This window comes from Streptomyces sp. NPDC003379 (assembly GCF_053589195.1).
The window spans coordinates 106,066-129,947 of the sequence record NZ_JBSFRK010000013.1; the positions used below are offsets into that span (position 1 = coordinate 106,066).

The window sequence follows — 23,882 nt, forward strand, 5'->3', positions numbered from 1 at the left end:
CGCCGGGGTTGCGCCTGCTGGGGCGGCTCCTGCCGGGGCCGTGCCCGCCGGGGTTGCGCCTGCTGGGGCGGCTCCTGCCGGGGCCGTGCCCGCCGGGGTTGCGCCTGCTGGGGCGGCTCCTGCCGGGGCCGTGCCCGCCGGGGCTGCGCCTACTGGGGCGACTCCCACCGGCCCTGTGCCCGCCGGCTCTGCGCCTACTGGGGCGTCTCCCACCGGCCCCGCGCCCGCCGGGGCGTCTCCCACCGGCCCCGTGCCCGCCGGGGCGTCTCCCACCGGCCCCGTGCCCGCCGGGGCGTCTCCCGCCGACTCCGCGCCCACTGGGGCGACTCCCGCCGCGCCCACTCCCACCGGGGCGACTCCCCCCGGAGCCGCCTCCACCGGGACCACCCCCGAGGAGGTCGCCGCGTACGTCACACAGTCCGCGCCCGGCACGCCCATCGCACCCGGCACGCCCCCCACGGGCACCCCCACACCCACGTACACCCCCAACCCCCAAGACCCCGAGCACCCCGTCCACCCCGTCCACCCCCTCCACTCCGTCCACCTCGGCCCCCAGCCCCCCGCCGCCACCACCAAGCCGCGAGGCCGCGTCGGCGTCTGGGTGGGCACGCTCGCCGGGGCGTTCCTCATCGGCGGGGGCGCGACCGCCGGCATTCTGGTCTGGCAGGACAGCGGCGACGACAAGGCAGATGACGCGGGGCGGGACGACAAGCCCTCGGTCAGCCGTTCCGAGGAGCCGAGCCGGCAGCCGAGCCGGCAGCCGAACCAGGAACCGAATCAGGAACCGAGCCAGGAGCCCAGCCCCGCGACGACGCGGGACACGGACAGCACAGACCCCGGAAACGCCGAAGAGGCCGAAGTCCCCAAGGGCTCCCAGCGCGTGACGGACTCCGAGGGCTTCTCCCTCGCGGTCCCGGAGGGCTGGACGCGGCAGTCCGTGGACCCGGAGCGGCCGGGGCAGATCACGTACGCGGGCTCGACCGGCCGTGAGGAGTTCCTCGTCGGCGTCGTCACGGACGCGCCCTACACCTCGTACGAGAATTTCGCGAACATCGAGCAGCACACCAAGTCCGCCCCGGACAAGTCGGACTACGGCCGGATCCGGATGGAGGAGAACACCTTCCAGGGGCAGGACGGCGCGATCTGGGAGTACACGTACACCGACGAGGCGGGCCGGACGATCCACGCCATCAACCAGAGTTACGTCGCGGAGAACGGCACCGAGTACGCGATCCAGCTCTCCTGGCGCGAGGGCTTCTGGCCCACCGGCGAGGGCGCGAAGACGCACCGGACCGCGCTGGAGACCTGGCGGCTGACGGGCTACTGAACGGCCGGCGGCCCCCACTCACCGCTCACCGCTCCCTCCCCGCTGCCCCGGCCCCGCTGCCCCGCCCCGTTACAGAACGAGCCGGAAGCAGTAGGCCATGCGCCGCGAGCCCTCCTCGCCCGGCGGCTGCGGCCTCGCGAACGTCTCGCCGAGCTCCATGCCGAGCCGCCGGGTCACCGCGACGGAACGTTCGTTGCCGGCGGCGACTATCGCCACCACGCTCGGCACGCCCGCCGCCCGCAGCCGCTCGACGGTGGCGCGGGCGGCCGCGGTCGCGTACCCCTTGCCCCAGGCCGCGCGGGTCAGCCGCCAGCCGATCTCGATCTCGCCGGTCGGGCCCCAGGGGTGGGGCCAGGGCTGGCCGCCGGTGAAGCCGATCGGGTCACCGGACTCGTCCAGCAACGTCCACAGGCAGTAGCCCCGTTCGGCGTCGTGTCTGCGCTGCCGAGCGGTCAGCTCCTCGTACATGGACAGCTCCGCCGACGCACCGCCGTGGAACTCCATGACCTCGGGGTCGTCGAAGAGCCGGTGCCAGGCGAAGGCGTCCTCGTGGGTGGGGACGCGCAACCGTACGGCGGGAAGCTGTACGGCGGGCAAGGTCTCGGTCTGCTCGGTCACGTGTGGCCCTTCGGATGGCTGATCGGTACCGCCTCATAGACTGCCCATATCCCGTGCCGGTCGGCACACAGATTTCGAGCCTTGGGGAGAACCCGCCGTGACCGAGCCCCGCTCCGAACACACAGCGGACGTCATCGTCGTCGGAGCCGGACCCGCCGGTTCGACGACGGCGTACTACCTGGCGAAGGCCGGGCTCGACGTCCTCCTCCTTGAGAAGACCGCGTTCCCACGGGAGAAGGTCTGCGGTGACGGGCTCACCCCGCGCGCCACCAAGCAGCTCGTCTCCATGGGAATCGACATCTCCGAAGAGGCCGGCTGGCTGCGGAACAAGGGCCTCCGCATCATCGGCGGCGGTGTACGGCTCCAGCTGGACTGGCCGGATCTCGCCTCCTACCCCGACTACGGCCTCGTACGGAAGCGCGACGACTTCGACGAGCAGCTCGCCCGCCAGGCACAGAAGGCGGGCGCGCGGCTGCACGAGCGCTGCAACGTCGGCGAACCGCTCATCGACGACCGCACCGGCCGCATCACCGGCGTGCACGCCAAGCTCGGCGAGGAGAAGACCCCGGTCACCTTCCACGCCCCGCTGGTCGTCGCGGCCGACGGCAACTCCTCGCGGATCTCGCTGGCCATGGGCCTGCACCGCCGCGAGGACCGCCCGATGGGCGTCGCCGTGCGGACGTACTTCACCTCGCCGCGCCACGACGACGACTACCTGGAGTCCTGGCTGGAGCTGTGGGACCGCCGCGGGGCCGAGGACCGGCTCCTGCCCGGCTACGGCTGGATCTTCGGCATGGGCGACGGCACGTCCAACGTCGGCCTCGGCATCCTCAACTCCTCCAAGGCCTTCCGCGAGCTCGACTGGCGCGAGGTGCTCAAGGCCTGGTGCGCGTCGATGCCGGAGGACTGGGGCTACACCCCGGACAACATGACGATGCCGATCCGCGGCGCCGCCCTGCCGATGGCCTTCAACCGCCAGCCGCACTACACCAAGGGGCTGCTCCTGGTGGGCGACGCGGGCGGCCTGGTCAACCCGTTCAACGGCGAGGGCATCGCGTACGCCATGGAGTCCGGCCAGATCGCCGCCGACGTCATCGTGCAGGCACACGCGCGTGCCACCCCCGCCCAGCGCGAACTGGCGCTGCGGAACTACCCGCAGACCCTCAAGGAGACCTACGGCGGCTACTACACGCTGGGCCGCGCCTTCGTGAAGCTCATCGGGAACCCGAAGGTCATGAAAATCGCCGCGCAGCGGGGTCTGACCCACCCCATCCTGATGAAGTTCACGCTGAAGATGCTGGCGAACCTGACCGACCCGACGGGTGGCGACGCCATGGACCGCATCATCAACGGGCTGAGCAAGGTGGCACCGAAGGCGTAGTCGGCGCGCCGACGGCCCGTGCGCGCGGCGAGAGCAGTTCGGTGCAAAATGGACGCATGATATTTATTGCCGTCAAGTTCACCGTCCGCCCCGAGCACAGCGACAGCTGGATCGAGCGGACCGCCGCATTCACCGCCGCCACGCGCGCGGAGCCGGGCAACGTCTTCTTCGAGTGGTCCAGGTCGGTCGAGGACCCGAACCAGTTCGTGCTCCTGGAGGCCTTCGCCGACGGTGACGCAGGCGCCGCGCACGTCGGCTCGGACCACTTCAAGGCCGCCATGGAGACGATGGCGGAGGCGATCGCCACGGTTCCGGAGATCGTGAACACGGAGATTCCGGGCACCGGTTGGTCGCGCATGGCGGAACTCAGCCCGAAGAACGCCTGAGAAGGCCCGAAGAACGCCTGAGAAGACCCGAAGAACGCCTGAGAAGGCGTTTCAGGGCACGCCAAGGGCCGGAACTCCCCGTGGGGGCTCCGGCCCTTGGTCGTGTCTCTACGAGGCCGTCACAGGACGCGCACAGCGCCCGAGGCCGGGTAACCCGACAGGTCCTGGATGACAACGCCCTTGCTGGGGTTGGCGGCGTCCAGGTACTGGCCGTTACCGATGTACACACCGACGTGGTACGCGGAACCGGCGCCACCCCAGTAAAGGATGTCGCCCACCTGGATGTTGGAGAGCGAGACCGGCGTGCCGGAGACCGACTGGTCCTGCGAGACGCGCGGGAGGTCCACGCCCGCCTGCTTGAACGCGGCCTGCACCAGGCTGGAGCAGTCCCAGGCGTTGGGGCCCGAGGCGCCCATCACGTACGCGTCACCGAGCTGCGCCTTGAGGAAGCTGATGACCGTGCCGACGCTGCCGCTGGCCGGGGCGGTCGTGTTCGAGGCGGTGGAAGCGGAATCGGAACCGGAACCGGAAGAGGAGCCCGACGACGTCGACTGGGTGGAGAGCGACGTCCGCTCGGTGGCGCGGGAGGCGCGCTCCTCCTCGGCCTTCTTCTCCGCGGCGGCCTCGGCCTTGCGCTTGGCCTCGGCCTTCTTCTCGGCCAGCGCCTGGTCCGCCCTGGCCTGCTTGGCGGCCTTGGCGGCGGCCGCGTCCTGCTCGGCACGCGACTCGTACGTGTCGGCGGCCTGCTGGGTGACATCCGCCGACTGCGCGATCTGGGCGGACAGATCGGTGGTGAGGGTGGGCATCTCGATGGTCTCGGTCACCGGCTCGGCCGCGTTCGCCGTACCGGCCGCCGCGGCCACTGCCAGGGTGCTGAGGACGCCACCGGCAACTCCGGCGCGCAGGGCGATCTTGGAGGCGCTGCGACGGGGCTTCCGGTGGCTGGGTATGTGAGCGGTGTGGGACATGAGAACAACCGGTACCAGGGACTCACGGTTCCCATCAAGAAACGTGTGCTGCGCCACAGTTGCGGCTCGCGAGCCCGAATCCCGGGCGTGTCGCTTCTTATTGACGCCGTAACGGGCAATGCGGACACTCGTGATCACGCCTGTGATCATGGGTTTTCAGTGATACGCCCGAATTGCCTGCGGTCTACCACCGGTTGAGGCAGATGGCCAAGCCCGGTTGATTGGGTGCAGGGGCGACTGTGGTGCAGGTCACAGTGTGAATGGGTCGGGGGTCTCCCTGAGATCTGGCTGAGACCTCCCTGAGATGTCCCGTACTTTTCGCCTGCCCTCCGGGTGGATTCCGAACCACCGCTCGTGAATCGGCGCACGCGTCCACATCTGTCCCCACCCCTGCCACCAAGGCGTGAACGCGGCGCCTCTATCAAGTGATCCGGGCCAGCGCCAATTTGCCTGCGCGCGACATCTCTTGATAGAGCGACAGGCCCTCGACCTGGGGTGACGCGGTGAGATGTCACCTCTAGTGATCACTCAGGCGCTTCGCGTACGAAGATCACCGCTCATCCGACTTCATGATCCTTCGTCAGGTGGTGGAGATCACAAAGCCGTTGTCGCACCCCGTGTCGCAGATCACAGACCGGCGGGCATAAGATGCGGGGCAGTTGGGCTTGTGACCTGCTTCACATGTAAGCGATCTTCAGTGCGAGCCGGGGCTCGGCCCGACGTAACCGCCAACAGTCAGTGCCGACTGAGAGGAGCGAGGAGCGTGAACGCCTATGCGCCCATCCTCGTGCTGGGAGCCCTCGGGGCAGGCTTTGCGATCTTCTCCGTGGTCATGGCCACGCTTATCGGTCCAAAGCGGTACAACCGCGCGAAGCTAGAGGCCTATGAGTGCGGTATCGAGCCGACGCCGACACCGGCCGGTGGTGGGCGCTTCCCCATCAAGTACTACCTGACGGCGATGCTCTTCATCGTCTTCGACATCGAGATCGTCTTCCTCTACCCCTGGGCCGTCACCTTCGACGCGCTGGGGATTTTCGGGCTCGTGGAGATGCTGCTCTTCGTGCTCACCGTCTTCGTCGCGTACGCGTACGTATGGCGGCGCGGCGGCCTGGAATGGGACTAAAGGTCTGAGGGGCCAAAGAGCATGGGACTCGAAGAGAAACTGCCGAGCGGATTTCTGCTGACCACCGTCGAACAAGCCGCGGGCTGGGTGCGCAAGTCATCCGTCTTCCCCGCCACGTTCGGCCTCGCGTGCTGCGCCATCGAGATGATGACGACGGGCGCGGGGCGGTACGACCTGGCGCGCTTCGGCATGGAGGTCTTCCGCGGCTCGCCGCGCCAGGCCGATCTGATGATCGTGGCCGGCCGGGTGAGCCAGAAGATGGCGCCGGTGCTGCGGCAGGTATATGACCAGATGCCCAACCCCAAATGGGTGATCTCGATGGGAGTTTGCGCCTCATCGGGTGGGATGTTCAACAATTACGCGATTGTGCAGGGTGTGGACCATGTCGTCCCTGTTGACATCTATTTGCCTGGTTGTCCGCCGCGGCCCGAGATGCTGATGGACGCGATCCTCAAGCTTCACCAGAAGATCCAGGGCGGCAAGCTCGGCGTGAACGCGGAAGAAGCGGCCCGCGAGGCGGAGGAGGCGGCCCTCAAGGCGCTCCCCACCATCGAGATGAAGGGGCTGCTGCGGTGAGCGACGAGCACCTGAACGGGGCCGCGAACGGCGTCCCCGCCCCGCGCGACGAGACCGGCGAGGTCATCCGCGTACGCAAGGGCATGTTCGGCGCCGACGACAGCGGGGACACCTCCGGCTACGGCGGCCTCGTACGGACCATCGCCCTGCCCGGCGCGTCCCCGCGCCCCTACGGCGGCTGGTTCGACGAGGTCGCCGACGAACTGGAGGGCGCCCTGGAGGAACAGGGCCTGCTCCCGGAGAACGCGATCGAGAAGACGGTCGTCGACCGCGGCGAGCTGACCTTCCACATCGCGCGCGAGCACCTCCTCCGCGTCGCCCAGACGCTGCGCGACGACCCGGCCCTGCGCTTCGAGCTCTGCACGGGCGTCTCGGGGGTGCACTTCCTGGAGGACAAGGGCCGCGAGCTGCACGCCGTCTACCACCTGCGCTCGATCACCCACAACCGGCTGATCCGCCTCGAAGTCAGCGCGCCCGACGCCGATCCGCACGTCCCCTCGCTGGTCTCCGTCTATCCGACGAACGACTGGCACGAGCGCGAGACGTACGACTTCTTCGGGCTGGTCTTCGACGGTCACCCGGCCCTGACGCGGATCATGATGCCGGACGACTGGCAGGGCTTCCCGCAGCGCAAGGACTACCCCCTCGGCGGCATCCCCGTCGAATACAAGGGCGCCCAGATCCCGGCTCCGGACCAGCGGAGGTCGTACAGCTGATGAGCACTTCCCACGCTTCTGCCCGGGAGACCACCGAAGGGACCGTATATACGGTCACCGGCGGCGACTGGGACGAGGTCGTCCAGTCCGCCGCGAGGGCCGACGACGAGCGCATCATCGTCAACATGGGGCCGCAGCACCCCTCCACGCACGGCGTGCTCCGCCTCATCCTGGAGATCGAGGGCGAGACCGTCTCCGAGGCCCGCTGCGGCATCGGCTATCTGCACACGGGCATCGAGAAGAACCTCGAGTACCGCACGTGGACGCAGGGCACGACGTTCGTCACGCGCATGGACTACCTGACGCCGTTCTTCAACGAGACGGCGTACTGCCTCGGGGTCGAGAAGCTCCTCGGCATCGAGGACCGGATCCCGGACCGCGCCACGGTCATCCGCGTGCTCCTCATGGAGCTCAACCGTCTCTCCTCGCACCTGGTGTGCATCGCCACCGGCGGCATGGAACTCGGCGCGACGACGATCATGATCTACGGCTTCCGGGATCGTGAACTGATTCTCGACATCTACGAGCTGATCACCGGCCTGCGGATGAACCACGCGTACATCCGGCCCGGCGGACTCGCCCAGGACCTGCCGCCGGGCGCGGTGGACCAGATCCGCGAGTTCGTGAAGAAGATGGACAAGAACCTTCCCGAGTACGACAAGCTCGCCACCGGGAACCCCATCTTCAAGGCCCGTATGCAGGACGTCGGCTACCTCGACCTCGCCGGGTGCATGGCCCTCGGCGCCACCGGCCCCGTCCTGCGCTCGGCGGGCCTGCCGCACGACCTGCGCAAGTCCCAGCCCTACTGCGGCTACGAGAACTACGACTTCGACATCCCGACCGCTGACACCTGCGACTCCTACGGGCGCTTCCTGATCCGCCTCGAAGAGATGCGGCAGTCGCTGCGCATCGTCGAGCAGTGCCTGGACCGGCTCGCGCCCGGGCCCGTCATGGTCGAGGACAAGAAGATCGCCTGGCCCGCCCAACTGGCGCTCGGCCCCGACGGTCTCGGCAACTCCCTCGACCACATCAAGAAGATCATGGGCACCTCCATGGAGGCCCTGATCCACCACTTCAAGCTGGTGACCGAGGGATTCCGGGTCCCCGCGGGACAGGCGTACACAGCGGTCGAGTCGCCCAAGGGCGAACTGGGCGTACATGTCGTCTCCGACGGCGGCACCCGCCCCTACCGGGTCCACTTCCGCGACCCGTCGTTCACCAACCTGCAGGCCATGGCGGCGATGTGCGAGGGCGGCCAGGTCGCCGACGTCATCGTCGCCGTCGCGTCCATCGACCCCGTGATGGGAGGCGTCGACCGGTGACCACCACTCCTTCCGAGAAGGCCGCGGGCGTCAGCCTGGGCATGCCCCAACTCCCCGCCCCCGCCTACCCGGCCGATGTCCGGGCCCGGCTGGAGGCGGACGCCAAGGAGATCACCGCCCGCTACCCGGACTCGCGGTCCGCGCTCCTTCCCCTGCTGCACCTGGTGCAGTCCGAGGAGGGGCACGTCACGCGCACGGGCATGCGGTTCTGCGCCGACGTGCTCGGCCTGACCACGGCCGAGGTCACGGCCGTCGCGACCTTCTACACCATGTACCGGCGCAAGCCCTCCGGCGACTACCAGGTCGGCGTCTGCACCAACACGCTCTGCGCGGTCATGGGCGGTGACGCGATCTTCGACGAGCTCAAGCAGCACCTCGGCGTCGGCAACGACGAGACGACCGAGGACGGCAAGATCACGCTCGAACACATCGAGTGCAACGCGGCCTGCGACTTCGCCCCCGTGGTGATGGTCAACTGGGAGTTCTTCGACAACCAGACCCCCGAGTCCGCCAAGCGGCTCGTGGACGACCTGCGCGCGGGCGCCCCCGTGGAGCCCACCCGGGGCGCGCCGCTCTGCACGTACAAGGAGACCGCCCGGATCCTGGCGGGCTTCCCCGACGAGCGGCCCGGCGCCGTCGAGGCGAGCGGTGGCGCGGGCCCCGCCTCACTGATCGGACTGCGCCTGGCCAAGGGCGAGGCGCCGCAACGGCGCGTCGTCCACCCGCGCGCGGGAGGCCCCCAGGACGAGGCGCCCGCCGAGCACCTCAGCTCGCACGACGCACCGCAGCAGACCTCGGCATCCGACCCGGCCCACCCGGCCGGACCGACGGCCGAGGAGGGGGAGTGATGACCTTGGCAGCCGAGATCAACAACGAGACCAGCCCCGAGAAGCTGCTCTCACCGGTCCTTTCGGCCTTCTGGGACGAGGAGGAGTCCTGGACGCTGGAGACCTACCGGCGGCACGAGGGCTACGAGGGCCTGCGCAAGGCGCTTGCCATGGACCCGGACGACCTCATCGCGTACGTGAAGGACTCGGGCCTGCGGGGCCGGGGCGGCGCGGGATTCCCCACCGGGATGAAGTGGCAGTTCATCCCACAGGGAGACGGCAAGCCGCACTATCTAGTTGTCAACGCCGACGAGTCGGAGCCGGGGACCTGCAAGGACATCCCGCTCCTCTTCGCGAACCCGCATTCCCTCATCGAGGGGATCGTGATCGCGTGCTACGCGATCCGTTCGTCGCATGCCTTCATCTATCTGCGGGGCGAGGTCGTCCCCGTGCTGCGCAGGCTGCACGAAGCCGTCCGCGAGGCCTATGCGGCGGGCTACCTCGGCAAGAACGTCCTGGGCAGCGGACTCGATCTGGAACTCACCGTGCACGCGGGCGCGGGCGCGTACATCTGCGGTGAGGAGACCGCGCTGCTCGACTCGCTCGAAGGCCGTCGAGGCCAACCGCGACTGCGTCCCCCTTTCCCGGCTGTCGCGGGCCTTTACGCATGCCCCACTGTCGTGAACAACGTCGAGTCCATCGCGTCGGTTCCCGCGATCCTCAACCGCGGAAAAGACTGGTTCAAGTCCATGGGGAGCGAGAAGTCCCCGGGCTTCACGCTCTACTCGCTGAGCGGGCACGTCACCAGCCCCGGCCAGTACGAGGCCCCGCTCGGCATCACGCTGCGCCAGCTGCTCGACATGAGCGGCGGTATGCGGGCCGGCCACCGGCTCAAGTTCTGGACGCCCGGCGGCTCTTCGACGCCGATGTTCACTGACGAGCACCTCGACGTCCCCCTCGACTACGAGGGCGTGGGCGCCGCCGGTTCGATGCTGGGCACGAAGGCGCTGCAGTGCTTCGACGAGACGACCTGCGTCGTGCGGGCGGTGACCCGCTGGACCGAGTTCTACGCCCACGAGTCCTGCGGAAAGTGCACGCCCTGCCGCGAAGGAACGTACTGGCTGGTGCAGTTGCTCCGCGACATCGAGGCCGGCAAGGGCGTCCTGGCCGACCTCGACAAGCTGAACGACATCGCCGACAACATCAACGGCAAGTCCTTCTGCGCCCTCGGCGACGGCGCCGCCTCGCCGATCTTCTCCTCGCTCAAGTACTTCCGCGAGGAGTACGAGCAGCACATCACCGGCAAGGGCTGCCCCTTCGACCCGGCCAAGTCGACTCTCTGGAGCGACCGGGCCGACCAGCACACGGAGGTGAACGCATGACAGTGACCACGAACAGCGCTCCCTCCGGGGGCGGGGAGGCGGCCGTTCCGCCCGAGGACCTCGTCTCACTGACCATCGACGGCATCCAGATCAGCGTCCCGAAGGGGACGCTCGTGATCCGCGCCGCCGAGCTGCTCGGCATCGAGATCCCCCGGTTCTGCGACCACCCGCTGCTCGACCCGGCGGGCGCCTGCCGCCAGTGCATCGTGGAGGTGGAGGGACAGCGCAAGCCGATGGCGTCCTGCACCATCACCTGCACCGACGGCATGGTCGTGAAGTCGCAGCTGACCTCGCCGGTCGCCGAGAAGTCGCAGCGCGGCGTGATGGAGCTGCTGCTCATCAACCACCCGCTGGACTGCCCGGTCTGCGACAAGGGCGGCGAGTGCCCCCTGCAGAACCAGGCGATGCAGGTCGGCGACACCGACACCCGCTTCGACGGCAAGAAGCGGACGTACGAGAAGCCGGTGCCGATCTCCACGCAGGTGCTGCTCGACCGTGAGCGGTGCGTGCTGTGCGCGCGCTGCACCCGGTTCTCCAACCAGATCGCCGGCGACCCGATGATCGAGCTCATCGAGCGCGGCGCCCTCCAGCAGGTCGGCACCGGCGAGGGTGACCCCTTCGAGTCGTACTTCTCCGGGAACACCATCCAGATCTGCCCGGTCGGCGCGCTCACCTCGGCGGCGTACCGCTTCCGCTCGCGCCCGTTCGACCTGGTGTCGTCGCCGTCGGTGTGCGAGCACTGCTCGGGCGGCTGCGCGACCCGCACGGACCACCGGCGCGGCAAGGTCATGCGGCGCCTGGCGGCGGAGGACCCCGAGGTCAACGAAGAGTGGATGTGCGACAAGGGACGCTTCGGCTTCCGCTACGCGCAGCGGCCCGACCGGCTCACGAACCCCCTGGTGCGCAACGCCTCGGGTGAGCTGGAGCCCGCCAGCTGGCCCGAGGCCCTGGCGGTCGCGGCCCGTGGACTGGCCGCCGCGCGCGGCCGGGCGGGTGTGCTGACCGGCGGTCGGCTCACCGTGGAGGACGCCTACGCGTACAGCAAGTACGCGCGCGTGGCGCTCGACACGAACGACATCGACTTCCGCGCGCGCGTGCACAGCAGCGAGGAGGCCGACTTCCTCGCCGCACGGGTGGCCGGACGGGGCCTTGACCTCGACGGGAGCGGCGTCACGTACGCGTCCCTGGAGAAGGCGCCCGCCGTCCTGCTCGCCGGGCTGGAGTCCGAGGAGGAGGCGCCCGGCGTCTTCCTGCGGCTGCGCAAGGCCTGGCGCAAGCACGGCCAGCGCACCTTCTCCCTCGCCACGCACGCCACCCGCGGCCTGGAGAAGGCGGGCGGCACGCTGCTGCCCGCGGCTCCCGGCACCGAGACGGAGTGGCTGGACGCGCTCGCCGCCGGGGTGGGCCTGGCGGACGACGGGGCAGAGGCGGCCGAGGCGCTGCGTGCTGCAGGCGCGGTCATCGTCGTCGGCGAGCGGCTCGCGGCCGTGCCCGGCGGGCTGACCGCGGCCGTGCGGGCCGCCTCCGCGACCGGTGCCCACTTGGTGTGGATCCCGCGCAGGGCGGGGGAGCGGGCCGCCGTCGAGGTGGGCGCGCTGCCGTCGCTGCTGCCCGGCGGGCGTCCGGCCACCGACCCGCGCGCGCGGGAAGAGACCGCGGCCGCCTGGGGCGTCGCCGAACTCCCGCACCGCTACGGCCGTGACACGGGGCAGATCGTCGAGGCCGCCGCGACCGGCGAGCTCGGCGCGCTGCTCGTCGCGGGTGTCGAGGTCGCCGACCTGCCCGACCCGCCGCGCGCGCGTGAGGCGCTCAACGCCGTCGGCTTCCTGGTCTCGCTGGAGCTGCGCCCCAGCGAGGTGACGGAGCGGGCGGACGTCGTCCTGCCGGTGGCCGCTGTCGCGGAGAAGCCGGGCACGTTCCTCAACTGGGAGGGCAGGGCGCGGATGTTCGAGGCCGCGCTGAAGCCGGACCAGATGACGCGCAGGCTGGCGCCCACCGACGCGCGCGTGCTGCACATGCTGGCCGACGCCGGTGACGTCCACCTCGGTCTCCCGGACCTGGTGACGCTCCGCCGTGAGCTGGACCGGCTCGGCGCCTGGGGTGGGCCGTACGCCACCGAGCCCCTGGAGACAGGGGGCCAGCCGCCGAGGCCCGCCTCCGGAGAGGCCGTGCTCGCCGGGCATCGGCTGCTGCTCGACCAGGGCCGCCTCCAGGACGGCGACGAGGCGCTGGCCGGTACGCGGCACGCGGCCCACGCGCGCGTGTCGGCGGCCACGGCGGCGGAGGCGGGCGTGAAGGACGGCGACCTCCTCGCCGTCACCGGCCCGGCCGGGGCGACCGCGCTGCCCCTCCAGGTCACGGAGATGCCCGACCGCGTGGTCTGGCTGCCGCTGAACTCGACCGGGGGAGGCGTCACTTCCGACACCGGCGCGCGCCCCGGCGACCTCGTCCGTATCGGCCCGGCGGTCCTGCCGGAGCCCACTGAGGCCCCGGAGGTGACGTCGTGACGCACACCGTGGTGCCGCTTGCGGCGGAAGACCTGTCCATGTTCGGCCGTGACCCCTGGTGGCTGATCGCCCTCAAGGCGGTCTTCTGCTTCGCGTTCCTGATGGTGACGGTCCTCTTCTCGATCGTGTGGGAGCGCAAGGTCGTCGCGTGGATGCAGCTGCGCATCGGCCCCAACCGGCATGGACCGTGGGGCATGCTCCAGTCCCTCGCCGACGGCATCAAACTGATGCTCAAGGAAGACGTCATCGTCAAGCGCGCGGACAAGGTGGTCTACGTCCTCGCCCCGATCATCGCGGCGATCCCGGCCTTCATGGCGATCGCCGTGATCCCCTTCGGGCCCGCGGGCAACGAAGTCTCGATCTTCGGCCAGCGCACCACGATGCAGCTCACCGACCTGCCGATCGCGATGCTCTACATCCTCGCGGTCGCCTCCGTCGGCATCTACGGCATCGTGCTCGCGGGTTGGAGTTCTGGATCCACCTATCCGCTCCTCGGCGGTCTGCGCTCCTGCGCGCAGATGATCTCGTACGAGATCGCGATGGGCGCGGCGTTCGCGTCCGTCTTCCTCTACTCCGGGTCGATGTCGACCTCGGCGATCGTGGAGGCGCAGGCGGACCGCTGGTACGTGCTGCTGCTGCCCGTGTCGTTCCTCATCTACATCGTGACGATGATCGGTGAGACCAACCGCGCGCCGTTCGACATGCCGGAGTCAGAGGGCGACCTCGTCGGTGGCTTCAACACCGAGTACTCCTCCATCAAGTTCGCGCTGTTCATGCTCGCCGAGTACGTCAACATGGTCACCGTCTCGGCGGTCTCGGTCACGCTCTTCCTGGGGGGCTGGCGGGCCCCGTATCCGGTCAGCACCTTCTGGGAGGGCGCGAACCACGGCTGGTGGCCGATGCTCTGGTTCGTGCTCAAGGTCCAGCTGCTGCTGTTCTTCTTCATCTGGCTGCGCGGCACGCTGCCACGCGTGCGCTACGACCAGCTGATGAAGCTCGGCTGGAAGGTCCTCATCCCGGTCTCGGTCGTCTGGCTGATGCTCGTCGCCACCGTCAGGGCGATGCGGAACGAGGACTACGACTTCTCCTCGATCGTGCTCTATGTCGCCGGCGGGGTCATCGCGTTGCTGTTGCTCTCCGTGGTGATCGACATCTTCCGCGACAAGCGGGAGAAGGCGGCAGCCGTCGAGGAGAAGCCGGTCGCCTTCGACCCGATGGCGGGCGGATTCCCCGTACCGCCGCTGCCCGGGCAGAGCCTGCCGCCCGTCCCTCGCCGACGCTCGCGCCAGGAGCGGGAGCTGATTGTCAGTGGTGGGCCGGATACTCAAAGTGACGGAACCCGAAGTGACGGAAAGGAGGCGTCCGATGGCTGAGTCGAACCAGGAATCACCGGAATCACCTGACGAGTCCAACCAATCGAAGCAGGGGTTCCAGAACCCTGTCGCGGGCTTCGGCGTGACCTTCAAGGCCATGTTCAAGAAGCGGCTGACCGAGCAGTATCCGGAGGAGCAGAAGACCACCGCTCCCCGCTTCCACGGCAGGCACCAGCTGAACCGCCATCCGGACGGCCTGGAGAAGTGCATCGGCTGTGAGCTCTGCGCCTGGGCCTGCCCCGCGGACGCCATCTATGTGGAGGGCGCGGACAACACGGAAGAGGAGCGGTACTCCCCGGGCGAGCGGTACGGCCGCGTCTACCAGATCAACTACGCCCGCTGCATCCTGTGCGGCCTGTGCATCGAGGCCTGCCCCACGCGCGCGTTGACGATGACGAACGAGTTCGAGCTGGCCGACAGCAGCCGCGAGAGCCTCATTTACACCAAGGAGCAGTTGCTCGCCGGGCTCGAAGAGGGCATGGTCGACAGCCCGCACTCGATCTTCCCCGGCATGGACGAGCAGGACTACTACCGGGGTCTGGTGACCGAGGCCGCCCCAGGGACGGTTCCCCAAGTCGCCCTCTCCAAGGGGGAGACGCCGCAGGAAGCGGCCTCCGACTTCGGGGACGGCGAGCCGGCGTCCGAGAAGGTGGTCGGCCGATGACGCAGCTCGCCGCCTACTCCACCTCCACCGGTGAGGCCTTCCAGTTCTGGACCCTCGGCACGGTCGCCGTGATCGGCGCCCTGTGCACGATCCTCATGAAGAAGGCCGTGCACAGCGCGCTCTGCCTCGCCGGGACCATGATCATCCTGGCGGTCTTCTACCTCGCCAACGGCGCGTACTTCCTGGGCATCGTCCAGATCGTCGTCTACACCGGCGCGATCATGATGCTCTTCCTCTTCGTGGTCATGCTCGTCGGCGTCACCGCGGCCGACTCCCTGACGGAGACCATCAAGGGGCAGCGCTGGCTGGCCCTGCTGTGCGGCCTCGGCTTCGCGGTGCTGCTCTTCGCGGGCATCGGGAACGCCTCGGTGAAGGAGTTCAACGGCCTCGGCAAGGCGAACGCCGGCGGCAATGTGGAGGGCCTCGCCCAGCTCATCTTCACAAAGTACGTCTTCGCCTTCGAGATCACCGGCGCCCTGCTCATCACCGCCACGGTCGGCGCGATGGTGCTCACCCACCGCGAGCGCACCGAGCGGGCCAAGACGCAGCGCGAGCGGTCCGAGGAGCGCGTGCGCGGCAAGCACCTGCCGCCGCTGCCCGCCCCGGGTGTGTACGCCCGGCACAACGCCGTGGACGTCGCGGGTCTGCTCCCCGACGGCACCCCGTCCGAGCTCACGGTCAACAAGACGCTGCGCGAGCGCGGCCAGATCCGCGACGTGTCGGACGAGGCCCTGAGCGACCTGCGGGCGTTGGAGCAGCGCTCCGCCGACCGCCTGGAGCGGCCGGACCTGCGCAGGACCGACATCGGGCGGACCGAGGAGGCGTCGAAGTGAACCCGGTCAACTACCTCTATCTCGCCGCCCTGTTGTTCACGATCGGCGCGACCGGCGTGCTCATCAGGCGGAACGCGATCGTGGTGTTCATGTGCATCGAGCTGATGCTCAACGCCTGCAACCTCGCGTTCGTGGCCTTCTCCCGGATGCACGGCAATCTCGACGGCCAGATCATCGCCTTCTTCACGATGGTCGTCGCCGCCGCGGAGGTCGTGGTCGGGCTCGCGATCATCGTGTCGCTCTTCCGTTCCCGCCACTCGGCCTCGGTCGACGACGCCAGCCTGATGAAGCTGTGAGGGGCTGAAAGTGGAGAACCTGATTGCGCTGCTCGTCGCGGCGCCTCTGCTCGGAGCGGCCGTACTGCTGTGCGGCGGGCGGGCGTTGGACCGCGCGGGCCACTGGCTCGGCACGCTGCTCGCGGCCGCCTCCTTCGTCGTCGCCGTGGTGCTCTTCACCGACATGCTGGGCAAGGGCGCCGAGGAGCGCACCCTGTCGCAGCACCTGTTCAGCTGGGTCCCCGTCGAGGGCTTCCAGGCGGACGTCGCCTTCCAGCTCGACCAGCTGTCGATGACGTTCGTCCTGCTGATCTCCGGTGTCGGCACCCTGATCCACATCTACTCCATCGGGTACATGGAGCACGACGAGCGGCGCCGCCGCTTCTTCGGCTACCTGAACCTCTTCCTCGCGGCGATGCTCCTCCTGGTGCTCGCCGACAACTACCTGCTCCTGTACGTCGGCTGGGAGGGCGTCGGCCTCGCCTCGTACCTCCTGATCGGCTTCTGGCAGCACAAGCCCAGCGCGGCGACCGCCGCCAAGAAGGCATTCCTGGTCAACCGGGTCGGCGACATGGGCCTGTCGATCGCGATCATGCTGATGTTCACCACCTTCGGGACGTTCGCCTTCGGGCCCGTCCTGGAGGCGACGAGTGAGACCGGCGAGGGCAAGCTCACCGTCATCGGCCTGATGCTGCTGCTCGCCGCGTGCGGCAAGTCCGCGCAGGTGCCGCTGCAGTCCTGGCTGGGCGACGCGATGGAGGGCCCGACCCCGGTCTCCGCCCTCATCCACGCCGCCACGATGGTGACCGCCGGCGTCTACTTGATCGTCCGCTCCGGGGCGATCTTCAACGGCGCGCCGGACGCCCAGCTCGTCGTGACGATCGTCGGAGCGGTCACGCTCCTGTTCGGTGCGATCGTCGGTTGCGCGAAGGACGACATCAAGAAGGCCCTCGCCGGTTCGACGATGTCCCAGATCGGCTACATGATCCTGGCCGCGGGCCTCGGTCCCATCGGCTACGTCTTCGCGATCATGCACCTGGTGACGCACGGCTTCTTCAAGGCCGGGCTCTTCCTCGGCGCCGGTTCGGTCATGCACGGCATGAATGACGAGGTCGACATGAGGAAGTACGGCGGCCTCCGGAAGTACATGCCGGTCACCTTCGTCACCTTCGGACTCGGCTATCTCGCGATCATCGGCTTCCCCGGTCTGTCCGGCTTCTTCTCCAAGGACAAGATCATTGAGGCGGCGTTCGCCAAGGGCGGTACGGAGGGCTGGATCCTCGGTTCGGTGGCGCTCCTGGGCGCGGCCATCACCGCGTACTACATGACGCGCGTCATGATCCTGACGTTCTTCGGAGAGGAGCGTTGGCGCCACCGCGCGACGGCCTCCCCGGACCGGCCGAGCGTCGAGCCCGCCGCCGAGACGCGGGGGACACACGAGGAACCGCACCCCCACGAGTCCCCGAAGTCCATGACGATCCCCATGATCGTGCTCGCCTTCGGTTCGGTCTTCGCGGGCGGCTTCTTCAGCATCGGCGACCGCTTCACGCACTGGCTGGAGCCGGTCACCCACCACGACCACGGCGACTCGCCGCTGAGCGCCGCCACGGTCACGGGCGCCACCATGGTGGTCCTCGCCATCGGCGTCGCCCTGGCCTACGTCCAGTACGGGCGCCGGCCCGTCCCGGTCACCGCCCCGCGCGGCTCGCTGCTCACCCGGGCCGCCCGCCGCGACCTCCTCCAGGACGACGTCAACCACGTCGTCCTGGTGCGCGGCGGCGAGCACCTCACGAGGTCCCTGGTCTACGTCGACCACAGCCTGGTCGACGGGGTCGTCAACGGCACGGCGGCCTCGATGGGCGGCCTCTCCGGGCGGCTGCGCAAACTGCAGAACGGCTACGCCCGCTCCTACGCGGTCTCGATGTTCGGCGGCGCTGCGGTACTCATCGCCGCGACCTTGCTGATGAGGGCGGTCTGATACCGATGTCTTTTCCTCTGCTGACAGCGACGGCGGTCCTGCCCGCGGTCGGCGCGATCGTCACGGCAGCCGTCCCGGCCGCCCGGCGGTCCGCCGCCAAGTGGCTCGCGCTGCTCGTCTCGCTCGCCACGCTCGCGCTCGCCGTGACCGTGCTCGTGCGGTTCGACCCGGACGGCGACCGCTATCAACTCACCGAGTCCCGCGCGTGGATCGCGGAGTTCGGAGTGCGGTACGAGCTGGGTGTCGACGGCATCGGCGTCGCGCTCATCGGACTCACCGCGCTGCTGATCCCGTTCATCATCCTGGCGGGCTGGCACGACGCCGACCCTTCCCCAAGTTCTCAACTTCGTTCGAGCAGGGGAGGCCCCGATGAAACGAAGGCCCCTTATAAGTGGCGGCCCACTCAAGGCTTCTTCGCCCTGATCCTGGCCGTCGAGGCGATGGTGATCATCTCCTTCGAGGCCACCGACGTCTTCCTCTTCTACATCTTCTTCGAAGCCATGCTCATCCCGATGTACTTCCTCATCGGCGGCTTCGGAGACCGCGCCCACGCGGGCAGCGACGAGAACGCCTCGGCGCAGCGCTCGTACGCGGCCGTGAAGTTCCTGCTCTACAACCTCGTCGGCGGCCTCATCATGCTGGCCGCGGTGATCGGGCTCTACGTAGTCGCCGGTAACTTCTCGCTCCAGGAGATCGCCGAAGCCCGGGCCAACGGCACGCTCGACATGGCGACCAGCACCGAGCGGTGGCTCTTCCTCGGCTTCTTCTTCGCCTTCGCGGTGAAGGCGCCGCTGTGGCCGCTGCACACCTGGCTGCCGAACGCGATGGGGGAGTCCACGGCCCCGGTCGCCGTACTGATCACGGCGGTGGTCGACAAGGTCGGTACGTTCGCGATGCTGCGGTTCTGCCTCGGACTCTTCCCCGAGGCGAGCAAGTGGGCGACGCCGGTCATCCTCGTACTCGCGCTGATCAGCATCATCTACGGCGCGCTGCTCGCGGTCGGCCAGCGCGACATCAAGCGCCTGGTGGCGTACGCGTCGATCTCGCACTTCGGGTTCATCGTCCTCGGCATCTTCGCGATGACCTCGCAGGGCCAGTCCGGCGCGACGCTCTACATGGTCAACCACGGCATCTCGACCGCCGCGCTGATGCTGGTGGCCGGCTTCCTGATCTCGCGGCGCGGCTCGCGCCTGATCGCCGACTACGGAGGCGTGCAGAAAGTCGCCCCGGTGCTCGCGGGCACCTTCCTGATCGGCGGTCTGGCCACGCTCTCGCTGCCGGGGCTCGCACCCTTCGTCAGTGAATTCCTCGTCTTGGTCGGCGCTTTCGCGCGGTATCCGGTGGTCGGGATCATCGCGACCTTCGGCATCGTGCTCGCCGCGCTCTACACCCTCGTCCTCTACCAGCGGACGATGACGGGCCCCGTGAAGCCGGAGGTCTCGGCCATGCCGGACCTGCGGGTGCGTGAACTGGTCGTCGTCGCCCCGCTGATCGCGCTCCTGATCGGCCTCGGGGTGTACCCGAAGCCGCTCACGGATCTGGTGAACCCGGCGGTCGAGCACACTATGTCCGACGTACAGCAGAAGGACCCCGAGCCCGAGGTGGAGGCGGCCAAGTGAGCGCATCAGCCGTCCACAGCCTGTGGACAATGGCGGCCGATCCGATCGACAAGATCGACGCGCCCAAGATCGAGTATGGGCAGCTCTCGCCGACGTTGATCGTCATCGGCGCGGCCGTCCTCGGAGTGCTCATCGAAGCCTTCGTCCCGCGCAAGTCCCGTTACCACGTCCAGCTGTTCGTCTCCGTCGTCGCCCTCGCCGCCGCCTTCGCCGCGGTGGTCGGGCTCGCGGCCCGCGGCTTCGGCACGACGAAGGCGCAGATCGCGGCCATGGGCGCGATCGCGGTCGACGGGCCCGCGCTCTTCCTCCAGGGCACGATCCTGCTCGCCGGGCTCGTGGCCATCTTCACCTTCGCCGAGCGGCGGCTCGACCCGCTGACGCACGGCAACCGCGTCGACTCGTTCGTCGCGCAGGCCGGGGCGGTGCCGGGCAGTGAGGGCGAACAGGCCGCCACAAAGGCGGGGTTCACCACCACCGAGGTGTTCCCGCTGGCGCTCTTCGCCATCGGCGGCATGCTCGTCTTCCCCGCGGCCAACGACCTCCTGACGCTCTTCATCGCGCTGGAAGTCTTCTCCCTGCCGCTGTACCTGCTGTGCGCGCTCGCCCGCCGCAAGCGCCTCATGTCGCAGGAAGCCGCCGTCAAGTACTTCCTGCTCGGCGCCTTCGCCTCCGCGTTCACGCTCTTCGGCATCGCCCTCCTGTACGGGTACGCGGGCTCCGTGTCGTACGCGACGATCGCGAACGTCGTCGAGGGCAACGTCAAGACCGTGGACCCGGCGCTCGCCGACACCATGGGCAATGACGCGCTGCTCCTGATCGGCGTCGCGATGATCGTGATGGGGTTGCTCTTCAAGGTGGGCGCGGTGCCGTTCCACATGTGGACGCCCGACGTGTACCAAGGTGCTCCGACGCCGGTCACCGGTTTCATGGCGGCGGCGACGAAGGTGGCCGCGTTCGGCGCGCTGCTGCGGCTGCTCTACGTGGTCCTGCCGGGCCTGCGCTGGGACTGGCGGCCGGTCATGTGGGGCGTCGCGATCATCACGATGCTGGTCGGCGCGATCGTCGCGATCACCCAGACCGACATCAAGCGGCTCCTCGCGTACTCGTCCATCGCGCACGCGGGCTTCATCCTCGCCGGTGTCATCGCCACTACCCCGGACGGTGTCTCCTCGGTCCTCTTCTATCTGGCGGCCTACTCCTTCGTGACGATCGGCGCCTTCGCCGTGGTCACGCTGGTGCGGGACGCGGGGGGCGAGGCCACGCACCTGTCCAAGTGGGCGGGGCTCGGACGCAGGTCTCCGCTGGTCGCTGCGGTCTTCGCGGTCTTCCTCCTCGCCTTCGCGGGCATTCCGCTGACCTCCGGCTTCACCGGCAAGTTCGCGGTGTTCAAGGCGGCGGCGGAGGGCGGCGCGGGCGCGCTGGTCGTGGTCGGCGTGCTGTCGTCGGCGATCGCCGCGTTCTTCTACATCCGTGTGATCGTGCTGATGTTCTTCAGCGAGCCGAAGGCGGACGGCCCGACGGTCGCCGTGCCCTCACCGCTGACGATGACGGCGATCGGCGTGGGCGTCGCGGTGACGCTGGTCCTCGGTGTGGCCCCGCAGTACTTCCTGGATCTGGCGGGCCAGGCGGGGGTCTTCGTCCGGTAGCCGCCTCTTTTTTCGCACATGTGTCGCCGCCCGGCATCCCGACCTGGGGATGCCGGGCGGCGGCCTGTGGATAACTTTTCGGCCTGTCGGTGCGGGGCCCTATCGTGGGGGCAGTGGTCGAGGCAGTGGACGAGGCAGGACGTACGGCGGGGGACAGGGCGATGGATGGGACCAATGGCATGAGCGAGGTGACGGCGTCGGCAGCGATGCCGGGCGCGGCGACCGGCGCGGCGACTGGCGCGACTACCGGTGAAGTGACCGGTGCGGTGACGGAGAGCGACGCGCTGCGCACGCTCCACCGCGTCTTCGGGTACGACGCCTTCCGCGGCGAGCAGGAAGCGGTCATCGACCATGTCGTGGCCGGCGGTGACGCCGTCGTCCTCATGCCCACCGGCGGCGGAAAGTCCCTCTGCTATCAGATCCCGGCCCTGGTCAGACCGGGCACGGGCGTGGTGGTCTCCCCGCTCATCGCGCTCATGCAGGACCAGGTGGACGCGCTGCGGGCAGCGGGCGTGCGCGCCGGGTTCATCAACTCCACGCAGGACTTCGACGAGCGGCGCGTGATGGAGGCCGAGTTCCTCTCGGGCGAGCTCGACGTGCTCTACCTCGCTCCGGAGCGGCTGCGCCTGGACGCCACGCTGGACCTCCTCTCGCGGGGCAAGATCTCCGTCTTCGCCATCGACGAGGCGCACTGCGTCGCGCAGTGGGGGCACGACTTCCGGCCCGACTACCTGGCGCTCTCCGTGCTCGGGCAGCGCTGGCCCGACGTCCCGAGGATCGCCCTCACGGCGACGGCCACGCACGCCACGCACCGGGAGATCACCGAGCGGCTCGGCATGCCGGACGCGAAGCACTTCGTGGCGAGCTTCGACCGGCCGAACATCCAGTACCGCGTCGTGCCCAAGGCCGAGCCGAAGAAGCAGCTCCTGTCCTTCCTGAAGGAGGAGCACGCGGGCGACGCCGGCATCGTCTACTGCCTCTCGCGGAACTCGGTCGAGAAGACCGCCGAGTTCCTCTGCCGGAACGGCGTCGAGGCGGTCCCGTACCACGCGGGGCTCGACGGACGCACACGCGCGGCCCACCAGTCCCGCTTCCTGCGGGAGGAGGGCCTCGTCGTCTGCGCCACCATCGCCTTCGGCATGGGCATCGACAAGCCGGACGTCCGCTTCGTCGCCCACCTCGACCTGCCCAAGTCCGTCGAGGGGTACTACCAGGAGACGGGCCGCGCGGGCCGCGACGGCCTGCCCTCGACAGCCTGGATGGCGTACGGCCTCCAGGACGTCGTCCAGCAGCGCAAGATGATCCAGGGTGGCGATGGCGACGAGGCGTTCCGGCGCCGGGCCGCTTCCCATCTGGACTCGATGCTGGCGCTCTGCGAGACCGCGGAGTGCCGCCGCGCCCAGCTCCTCACCTACTTCGGCCAGGAAGCGGCGGCGCAGTCGTGCGGCAACTGCGACACGTGCCTCACCCCGCCCGAGACCTGGGACGGCACGGTCGCGGCACAGAAGGTGCTCTCCACGGTGGTGCGCCTCCAGCGTGAGCGCGGCCAGAAGTTCGGCGCGGGCCAGATCATCGACATCCTGCTCGGCAAGAAGACCGCGAAGGTCATCCAGTTCGACCACGACCAGCTCTCGGTCTTCGGCATCGGCGAGGAGCTGGCGGAGGCCGAATGGCGGGGCGTGGTCCGGCAGATGCTGGCGCAGGGCCTGATCGCGGTCGAGGGGGAGTACGGCACGCTGGTGCTCACCGAGACGAGCGGTTCCGTCCTGGGCCGGGAGCGCGAGGTGCGGCTGCGCAAGGAGCCGAAGCGGGCTCCGGCGGCGCGGCCCGCCAAGGGCGAGCGCAAGGCGAAGGCGGCGGCAGTAGTCGCCGAGCTGCCCCAGGAGGCGGTGCCGGTCTTCGAGGCGCTGCGCGCCTGGCGCGGAGCCCAGGCCAAGGAGCAGGGCGTCCCCGCGTACGTCATCTTCCACGACGCCACGCTGCGCGAGATCGCCACGCTGCGGCCCACGTCCGTGGCGGACCTCGCGGGCATCAGCGGGGTGGGCGAGAAGAAGCGGGCGACGTACGGCGAGGGTGTTGTCGGAGTCGTCGCGGAGTTCACGGACGGCGAGTCTGGCGGCGAGCTTGGCGGGGCGCCCGGCGGGACGGGGCCCGCGGGTGTGGCTTCCGGCGGGCCGTCGGCGGGGCCAGTGGGACCGGCGGAACCGGTGGGGGCATCTGCGCCGCGGCTCAGCGATGACGTGGAGCCGGACTGGGGGGACGAGGAGGAGCCGGACTGGGCGTCGTAGACAAGGCCTGCGGCTCCCGCCGTAACTTGCCGTAATTGCCGCCCCCGCACAGACGCCACATCAAGCACACCAG

The 23,882-nt window shown here is 69.3% G+C and carries 20 protein-coding genes; 18 read left to right on the forward strand and 2 right to left on the reverse strand.

What is annotated here, in order from left to right; translation table 11 throughout:
• Positions 1–280: 280 nt before the first annotated feature.
• Entirely contained in the window at positions 281–1,327 is a 1,047-nt protein-coding gene (locus tag ACWDVB_RS14910) for a hypothetical protein (protein ID WP_451515126.1), read from the forward strand.
• A gap of 69 nt (positions 1,328–1,396) precedes the next feature.
• On the opposite strand, the gene ACWDVB_RS14915 is transcribed toward ACWDVB_RS14910, so the two are convergent.
• Positions 1,397–1,945: a GNAT family N-acetyltransferase gene (locus ACWDVB_RS14915; RefSeq protein ID WP_451515125.1), complete on the reverse strand. Its 549-nt coding sequence runs from the start codon at positions 1,943–1,945 to the stop codon at positions 1,397–1,399.
• Positions 1,946–2,042: 97 nt separating this feature from the next.
• Between ACWDVB_RS14915 and ACWDVB_RS14920 the strand changes: the two genes are divergently transcribed.
• Both ACWDVB_RS14920 and ACWDVB_RS14925 read left to right on the forward strand, forming a co-directional pair.
• A complete protein-coding gene (locus ACWDVB_RS14920) occupies positions 2,043–3,326 on the forward strand; it encodes a geranylgeranyl reductase family protein (protein ID WP_451515124.1) in 1,284 nt (427 codons plus the stop codon).
• A 56-nt stretch (positions 3,327–3,382) separates the two neighbouring features.
• A complete protein-coding gene (locus tag ACWDVB_RS14925; protein WP_451515123.1) occupies positions 3,383–3,712 on the forward strand; it encodes a putative quinol monooxygenase in 330 nt (109 codons plus the stop codon).
• 119 nt (positions 3,713–3,831) lie between these two features.
• On the opposite strand, the gene ACWDVB_RS14930 is transcribed toward ACWDVB_RS14925, so the two are convergent.
• Positions 3,832–4,680: a C40 family peptidase gene (locus ACWDVB_RS14930; protein WP_451515122.1), complete on the reverse strand. Its 849-nt coding sequence runs from the start codon at positions 4,678–4,680 to the stop codon at positions 3,832–3,834.
• Between the two features lie 763 nt (positions 4,681–5,443).
• Here ACWDVB_RS14930 and ACWDVB_RS14935 point away from each other — a divergent pair.
• The 15 genes from ACWDVB_RS14935 to recQ all read left to right on the forward strand — a co-directional run bounded on the left by ACWDVB_RS14935 (position 5,444) and on the right by recQ (position 23,809).
• On the forward strand, positions 5,444–5,803 hold the full coding sequence (locus ACWDVB_RS14935) for an NADH-quinone oxidoreductase subunit A (protein WP_003992243.1): 360 nt from the start codon (positions 5,444–5,446) through the stop codon (positions 5,801–5,803).
• Positions 5,804–5,824: 21 nt separating this feature from the next.
• Positions 5,825–6,379, forward strand: a complete 555-nt coding sequence (locus tag ACWDVB_RS14940; RefSeq protein ID WP_127911059.1) for a NuoB/complex I 20 kDa subunit family protein — start codon at positions 5,825–5,827, stop codon at positions 6,377–6,379.
• Complete coding sequence (locus ACWDVB_RS14945) at positions 6,376–7,095, forward strand: NADH-quinone oxidoreductase subunit C (RefSeq protein WP_451515121.1); 720 nt, start codon at positions 6,376–6,378, stop codon at positions 7,093–7,095. The genes ACWDVB_RS14940 and ACWDVB_RS14945 overlap by 4 nt, the downstream gene beginning before the upstream one ends.
• Entirely contained in the window at positions 7,095–8,417 is a 1,323-nt protein-coding gene (locus tag ACWDVB_RS14950) for an NADH-quinone oxidoreductase subunit D (protein WP_451515120.1), read from the forward strand. The genes ACWDVB_RS14945 and ACWDVB_RS14950 overlap by 1 nt, the downstream gene beginning before the upstream one ends.
• A complete protein-coding gene (gene nuoE / locus ACWDVB_RS14955) occupies positions 8,414–9,265 on the forward strand; it encodes an NADH-quinone oxidoreductase subunit NuoE (RefSeq protein ID WP_451515119.1) in 852 nt (283 codons plus the stop codon). Before ACWDVB_RS14950 ends, nuoE begins: the two co-directional genes overlap by 4 nt.
• Positions 9,265–10,626, forward strand: a complete 1,362-nt coding sequence (gene nuoF / locus ACWDVB_RS14960; RefSeq protein WP_451515118.1) for an NADH-quinone oxidoreductase subunit NuoF — start codon at positions 9,265–9,267, stop codon at positions 10,624–10,626. Before nuoE ends, nuoF begins: the two co-directional genes overlap by 1 nt.
• Complete coding sequence (locus ACWDVB_RS14965; protein WP_451515117.1) at positions 10,623–13,133, forward strand: NADH-quinone oxidoreductase subunit G; 2,511 nt, start codon at positions 10,623–10,625, stop codon at positions 13,131–13,133. Before nuoF ends, ACWDVB_RS14965 begins: the two co-directional genes overlap by 4 nt.
• Before the next feature lie 38 nt (positions 13,134–13,171).
• Entirely contained in the window at positions 13,172–14,506 is a 1,335-nt protein-coding gene (gene nuoH / locus ACWDVB_RS14970; protein WP_451515218.1) for an NADH-quinone oxidoreductase subunit NuoH, read from the forward strand.
• Positions 14,499–15,170 (forward strand): NADH-quinone oxidoreductase subunit NuoI, encoded by a 672-nt coding sequence (gene nuoI, locus ACWDVB_RS14975; protein WP_451515116.1) that lies wholly within the window; start codon positions 14,499–14,501, stop codon positions 15,168–15,170. The genes nuoH and nuoI overlap by 8 nt, the downstream gene beginning before the upstream one ends.
• Entirely contained in the window at positions 15,167–16,003 is an 837-nt protein-coding gene (locus tag ACWDVB_RS14980; RefSeq protein WP_451515115.1) for an NADH-quinone oxidoreductase subunit J, read from the forward strand. The genes nuoI and ACWDVB_RS14980 overlap by 4 nt, the downstream gene beginning before the upstream one ends.
• A complete protein-coding gene (gene nuoK / locus ACWDVB_RS14985; protein WP_003974374.1) occupies positions 16,000–16,299 on the forward strand; it encodes an NADH-quinone oxidoreductase subunit NuoK in 300 nt (99 codons plus the stop codon). The genes ACWDVB_RS14980 and nuoK overlap by 4 nt, the downstream gene beginning before the upstream one ends.
• Positions 16,300–16,309: 10 nt before the next feature.
• On the forward strand, positions 16,310–18,256 hold the full coding sequence (gene nuoL / locus ACWDVB_RS14990) for an NADH-quinone oxidoreductase subunit L (RefSeq protein WP_451515114.1): 1,947 nt from the start codon (positions 16,310–16,312) through the stop codon (positions 18,254–18,256).
• A 5-nt stretch (positions 18,257–18,261) separates the two neighbouring features.
• Positions 18,262–19,875: an NADH-quinone oxidoreductase subunit M gene (locus tag ACWDVB_RS14995; RefSeq protein ID WP_451515113.1), complete on the forward strand. Its 1,614-nt coding sequence runs from the start codon at positions 18,262–18,264 to the stop codon at positions 19,873–19,875.
• Positions 19,872–21,521 (forward strand): NADH-quinone oxidoreductase subunit NuoN, encoded by a 1,650-nt coding sequence (gene nuoN, locus ACWDVB_RS15000; RefSeq protein WP_451515112.1) that lies wholly within the window; start codon positions 19,872–19,874, stop codon positions 21,519–21,521. The genes ACWDVB_RS14995 and nuoN overlap by 4 nt, the downstream gene beginning before the upstream one ends.
• Positions 21,522–21,727: 206 nt before the next feature.
• Entirely contained in the window at positions 21,728–23,809 is a 2,082-nt protein-coding gene (gene recQ / locus ACWDVB_RS15005) for a DNA helicase RecQ (protein WP_451515217.1), read from the forward strand.
• Positions 23,810–23,882 lie beyond the last annotated feature (73 nt).